This is a genomic window from Peterkaempfera griseoplana (assembly GCF_001418575.1).
In the GTDB taxonomy this organism is placed as follows: Bacteria; Actinomycetota; Actinomycetes; order Streptomycetales; family Streptomycetaceae; genus Peterkaempfera; species Peterkaempfera griseoplana.
In genome coordinates this window covers 1-5,576 of sequence record NZ_LIQR01000511.1, presented here as the reverse complement: position 1 = coordinate 5,576, position 5,576 = coordinate 1, and the positions used below count along the sequence as shown (strand labels likewise).

General features: G+C 73.9%; 5 protein-coding genes. 2 read left to right on the top strand and 3 right to left on the bottom strand.

Going from position 1 to position 5,576, the window contains the following annotated elements; all coding sequences use genetic code 11:
• Positions 1 to 162: 162 nt before the first annotated feature.
• The gene (locus AOK09_RS31445; RefSeq protein WP_055590635.1) at positions 163 to 1,257 is read left to right on the top strand and encodes an LLM class flavin-dependent oxidoreductase; all 1,095 of its coding nucleotides are present in this window, start codon (positions 163 to 165) and stop codon (positions 1,255 to 1,257) included.
• Between the two features lie 29 nt (positions 1,258 to 1,286).
• Here the strand turns inward: AOK09_RS31445 and AOK09_RS31440 are convergent, their stop codons facing one another.
• Genes AOK09_RS31440 through AOK09_RS31430 form a run of 3 tightly spaced genes read right to left on the bottom strand, consistent with a single transcriptional unit; the run spans position 1,287 to position 4,460 of the window.
• A complete protein-coding gene (locus tag AOK09_RS31440; RefSeq protein ID WP_055590634.1) occupies positions 1,287 to 2,216 on the bottom strand; it encodes an amidohydrolase family protein in 930 nt (309 codons plus the stop codon).
• A gap of 11 nt (positions 2,217 to 2,227) precedes the next feature.
• Positions 2,228 to 3,862 (bottom strand): isovaleryl-CoA dehydrogenase, encoded by a 1,635-nt coding sequence (locus AOK09_RS31435; RefSeq protein ID WP_055590633.1) that lies wholly within the window; start codon positions 3,860 to 3,862, stop codon positions 2,228 to 2,230.
• Entirely contained in the window at positions 3,846 to 4,460 is a 615-nt protein-coding gene (locus tag AOK09_RS31430) for a TetR/AcrR family transcriptional regulator (RefSeq protein ID WP_055590632.1), read from the bottom strand. The genes AOK09_RS31435 and AOK09_RS31430 overlap by 17 nt, the downstream gene beginning before the upstream one ends.
• Before the next feature lie 193 nt (positions 4,461 to 4,653).
• Between AOK09_RS31430 and AOK09_RS31425 the strand changes: the two genes are divergently transcribed.
• On the top strand, positions 4,654 to 5,115 hold the full coding sequence (locus tag AOK09_RS31425; RefSeq protein WP_055590631.1) for a MarR family winged helix-turn-helix transcriptional regulator: 462 nt from the start codon (positions 4,654 to 4,656) through the stop codon (positions 5,113 to 5,115).
• The last annotated feature ends 461 nt before the right edge of the window (positions 5,116 to 5,576 follow it).

Below are 5,576 nucleotides of genomic sequence, written 5' to 3'. Positions count from 1 at the left end.
GACAGGTCGGGCGTGGCGCCTGGTCGGCGACGGCCGGTCTGTAAGGGGTGGAAGCGCATGTGACAACTGACACGGTACGGTGCCGTGTCAAAGCGGGAACAGGTCGTCTCGGATGCCGGTTGCAGCCTCTCGGCGGAACTGGGCAGCAGAAGGGGCGACGCCGTGACAGGCAGTGGCAGCGGCAGCGGAGCGGAGCAGCAGGACCGGATCAGGGGCAGGGCGCGCGGCAGCGCCCCGGCACCGCTGTCGATCCTCGACCTGGCGACCGTGGGGGACGGCTACACCCCCGGTGAGGCGCTGCACGCCACCACCGAACTCGCCCGCCGTGCCGAGGAGTGGGGCTACCACCGCTTCTGGGTGGCCGAGCACCACGGCATGCCCGGTGTCGCCAGTTCCTCACCGCCGGTGCTGATCGCCCACCTCGCGGCGGCGACCAGCACCCTGCGGCTCGGCTCGGGCGGTGTGATGCTGCCCAACCACGCCCCGCTGGCCGTCGCCGAGCAGTTCGGCCTGCTGAACGCCCTGCACCCGGGGCGGATCGACCTGGGGCTGGGCCGCGCTCCCGGCACCGACCCGGCGACGGCCCGTGCGCTGCGGCGCGGTGCGGGGGAGGGCGCCGACGACTTCCCGCAGCAACTGGCCGAGCTGACCGGTTTCCTGGACGGGCACTTCCCGCCCGGGCATCCGTACCAGCGGATCACCGCGGTGCCGGGTCCGCTGCCGGACGGCGGCGGCCGCCCGCCGGTCTGGCTGCTGGGCTCGTCCGGGTTCAGCGCACGGCTGGCCGGGCAGCTGGGGCTGCCGTTCGCCTTCGCTCACCACTTCAGTGCGGCCAACACGGTGCCGGCGCTGGATCTCTACCGCTCGTCCTTCCGGCCCTCGGAGGTACTGGAGGAGCCCTATGCGGTCATCGGGGTGAGCGCGGTCGCCGCGGAGACCGAGCGCCAGGCGCTGCGGCTGGCACGCAGCGCCGGGCTGGCCATGCTGCGGTTGCGGCGCGGGCAGCCCGGGCCGATCCCCACCCCGGAGGACGCGGAGGCCTACCCGTACTCGGAGCTGGAGGCCGACTTCCTGTCGGACTGGCTGGGCAATGTGGTGCTCGGGGAGGCGGGCCCGGTGCGGGAGGGGCTGGAGGAGCTGCGGAAGCGGACCGGCGCCGACGAGCTGATGATCACCTCGCACATCCATGGGCACGAGGCGCGGCTGACCTCGTACGGACTGATCGCGGAGGCGTACGGGCTGACCGCCGCCGGGTGAGGGGCCGAGCCGGCTGCTGACGGGGCCCGTCAGCAGCCGGCCAGGCCGAAGAGGCGGGCGGCGTTGCCGTGGCAGACGGCCCGCAGCCAGTCGTCCCCCAGGCCGAGCCCGGCCAGGGCGTCCAGCTGTTCGGCGTAGGGATAGGGGATGTTGGGGAAGTCCGTGCCCAGCAGCACCCGGTCGCCCAGCTCCAGCAGGCGGGGCAGCTCGCCGCGGGGGAAGGGGGCGTCCTGCTCGGCGAAGGCGGTGAAGGCCATGGTGGTGTCCAGGTGCACGCCTGAGTGACGCTCCGTCAGGTCGAGGAAGTCCGCGTACTCCGGCATCCCCAGGTGCGCCACCACCAGCCGCAGCCGGGGGTGTCTCGCCAGCACCGACCCGATCGGCCCGGGGCCGGTGTACTTGCCGGGAGCGGGTCCGGAGCCGCAGTGACAGACCACCGGGATGCCCGCGTCGGCCAGCAGGCCCCAGACGTCCTCCAACAACGGGTCGGCCGGGTCGTAGGCGCCCACCTGGAGATGTGCCTTGAAGACCCGGGCGCCCGCCTCGACCGCCGTGCGCACATAGCCGGCCGCCTCCGGCTCGGGGAAGAAGGTGGCGGTGTGCAGGCAGTCCGGGGTACGGGCGGCGAAGCCGGCCGCCCAGCCGTTGAGCCAGGCCGCCATCCCCGGCTTGTGCGGATAGAGCATCGAGGTGAAGGCCCGGACCCCGAAGGACCGCAGGAGCGCCACCCGCTCCTCCTTCGCGGCACGGTAGGCGATCGGCCAGACCCGGCCGACCAGCGGCCCGGCGGAGTCGAAGTACGCCCACACCTTGGCCAGCACCCGTTCGGGCATGAAGTGGGTGTGCACGTCGATCAGGCCGGGCAGCCCCAGCGCCCGCCAGAAGGCGGTGACCCGCTCCGCCTCACCGGTCGTGCCCGCGTCGGTCGTGTCCGCACCGGTCGTGCCCGTACCGTTCATGTCCGCACCGCTCACGCCGGCACCGCGCGCGCCCGGTCGATGACCGCGGCGGTGTCGGTGCCCGGGGGCAGGGTGCCGAAGGCGCCGCCGTGGTCGCCGCCCAGCCGTGAGGCGCAGAAGGCGTCCGCGACCGCGGGGGCGCCGTGCCGCACCAGCAGCGAACCCTGCAGCACCAGCGCCATCGACTCGACCACCCGCCGGGTGCGGTACTCGATGTCGGCCGGATCGGTGAGCTCCTTCTGCAGCGCCGTGACGGCCGCGTCCAGCCGCCGGTCCGCGCCCGCAGCCAGCCCCACCTCCGCGAAGAAGGCCTCCACGGAGCCGGGGCTGCGGGTCATCGCACGGAGCGCGTCCAGGGCCGCGACATTGCCCGAGCCCTCCCAGATGGACACCAGCGGTGCCTCCCGGTAGAGGCGCGGCATACCGGACTCCTCGACATAGCCGTTGCCGCCCAGGCACTCCATGGCCTCCGCGGCGTGCGCCGGACCGCGCTTGCACACCCAGTACTTGGACACCGCCAGCGCCAGCCGCCGCAGCAGCGCCTCACCCTCGTCGCCGGCCGCGGCCCGGTCGGTCGCACCGGCCAGCCGGATGGCCACCGCGGTGGCCGCCTCCGACTCCACCGCGAGATCGGCGAGCACGTTGCGCATCAGCGGCTGGTCCACCAGCGCCTTGCCGAAGGCCCGGCGGTGGGTGGCGTGGTGGACGGCCTGGACCAGTGCGGCGCGCATCCCGGCGGCGGCGCCGACGGTGCAGTCCAGCCGGGTCATGTTGACCATCTCGATGATGGTGGGGACCCCGCGTCCCTCCTCGCCCACCAGCCATCCCACCGCGCCGTCGTACTCGATCTCCGAGGACGCGTTGGAGTGGTTGCCCAGCTTGTCCTTGAGCCGCTGGAGGTGGATGCGGTTGCGGCTGCCGTCGGGCAGCACCCGGGGCAGCATGAAGCAGGAGAGTCCGCCCGGGGCCTGGGCCAGCGTGAGGAAGACGTCCGACATGGGCGCCGAGGTGAACCACTTGTGCCCGGTGAGCCGGTGGCTGCCGTCCGGCGCGGGAACCGCCGTGGTGGTGTTGGTGCGGACGTCGGAGCCGCCCTGCTTCTCGGTCATCGACATCCCGGCGATCAGACCGCGCTTGGTGCGTGGGTCGCGGAGCCCGAAGTCGTACTCCCGGGAGGCCAGCAGCGGCTCCAGCCACTCCGCCAGCTCAGGGGCGGCGCGCAGCGCCGGCACGGCGGCGTAGGTCATGGAGACCGGGCAGGTGTGTCCCGCCTCCACCTGCGACCAGACGAAGAACTTGGCCGCCCGGGCGGTGTGCGCCCCCGGCTGCTCCTCCTGCCAGGGCGCGGCGTGCAGACCGTGGGCGACGGCGGTGCGCATCAGCTCGTGCCAGTACGGGTGGAACTCCACCTCGTCGATGCGGTGCCCGTAGCGGTCGTGGGTGCGCAGCACCGGCGGGTGCTCATTGGCCAGCCGTCCCCACTCGGCGGCCTGCTCCGTCCCGGCGAGGGTGCCCAGCTCGTGCAGTTCCGGTTCGGCCCAGCCGGCGCCCTCCCGCCGCAGTGCCTCCAGGAGTGCCGGATCGGCTGCGACGTCATGACCGTGCAGCGGCGGGGCCTGGTTGGTGACCTCATGAGTCTGCGGCATGGTGTCCTCCCAGGGCACGCACGGTGAAGGAGAGCAGGGCGGGGACCAGGTCGGTGGGTGCGGCTCCGGCGGCCAGCGGGCCCACGAGTGCTTCGCCGACGGCGCCGACCAGTGCCGCCGCGGTCAGCTCGGCGTCCTGGCGGGGCAGGTCGCCGGCGGCGACGCCGGCGGCGACCTGGGCGGCGATGACATCGCGGAAGGTCCGCCGGAAGACCAGCCGCTCGGCGTCGACGGCCGGGTCCACGGGTTCGGCCAGCAGCGCATAGGCCAGCCGGGGGGATCGCAGGGCGCGGGCGGCGAAGGTCTCCACCACGGCGGTGACCCGCTGCTGGGGGGTCAGCGCCGGGTTGCCGGCCGCCGCGGTCACCGCGGCGACCTCGCCGCCGACCACCGTGCGGAAGAGCTCCACGGCCAGCTCGGCCTTGCCGGTGAAGTGCTGGTAGACGCTTCCGGTGGCGATTCCGGCGCGCTCCGCCACGGCCGCCACCGAGCAGCCGGTGTAGCCCTGCTCGGCCAGCAGCTCCACGGCGGCCCGCAGCAGGGCGTCGCGCCGGCTGTCGAGCCGGGCCTGTACTGCGGGGGTGCGGCGGTAGGGCATATCAAGCATTGAAGCAGCGATTCACAGCTTCGTACAGCGGGTGACGCCCCCCTCGGCCCCGCTCCGGCGGCCGCGTGGCCGAGGGGCGGCGTCGCACGTGGCCGAGATGGGTCTTGCGTCTGCAAAAATTGTGTCCGCGCTCTATGGCGCCACGCGAGTTAAGCTGGGGGCCGGAGAGTAAGGAGGCCCCCGGATGGGCATCGCCGACGACGCCGCCGAGGTCCGAGCCCAGGGCTGGCGCACCCTGGCCGCACTGCACGGCCGGATCGAGGACACCCTGGAGAAGGCGCTGCAGCGGGGCCACGAGCTGTCCGTGGTGGAGTACACCGTGCTGGACGCGCTCGCCCGCCAGGACGGCTGGCACATGCGTATGCAGCAGCTGGCCCGCGCCGTGGTGCTCAGCCAGAGCGCCACCACCCGGCTGGTCACCCGGCTGGAGGAACGCGGCCTGCTCGCCCGCTATCTCTGCGACACCGACCGCCGGGGCATCTACACCGAGGTCACCCAGGCCGGCCGTGAGCTGCTGGAGAGCGCCCGGCCCACCCATGACGAAGCCCTCGCCCGGGCCCTGGCTGAGGCCGCGGATGTGCCCGAGCTCGCCCCCCTGGTGGATGCCCTGGCGGCGCTTCCCAAGCCGCCTGCCCAGGTGGGCTGAGCGCGACAGCGGCCGCCCGCCCGCCGGTGCGGGGCGGCCGGGTTGACGGACCGTCCCGCCGCAGTCGCACGCCCGGTCGCAGCCCGGCCCCGGGGCCCCCTGATCCGGCGTGCCGGGAGGCGGCTCGTCACGCCCGGCGGTGGACGGAGGACCGGCTGCGTCTGCGGAGCGCCCGGGGCTGAGGCGCGGCCTCCGGCGTACAGGCCGGCACATCCGGCGGTGCTGCTCGGTGCGGCACCGCACCGGCCGTGGTCGGGTGGCGTCACACCGCTGTGAGGGTGGCGTCCGGCCAGGTCAGCAGCGCGCGGTGGGTCGGCGGGGGTGCTTGGCTCGGGAAATTGGTCTAGCCCTAGGTCTAGTCCAATCTATTGACGTGGCTTGGACATCACCGCCACTCTGGGGCCCCGGATCCCCGAAGGCGCTCCTCCCCCCGGAGCGCCGGGTACGGCGCATCCCCCCTC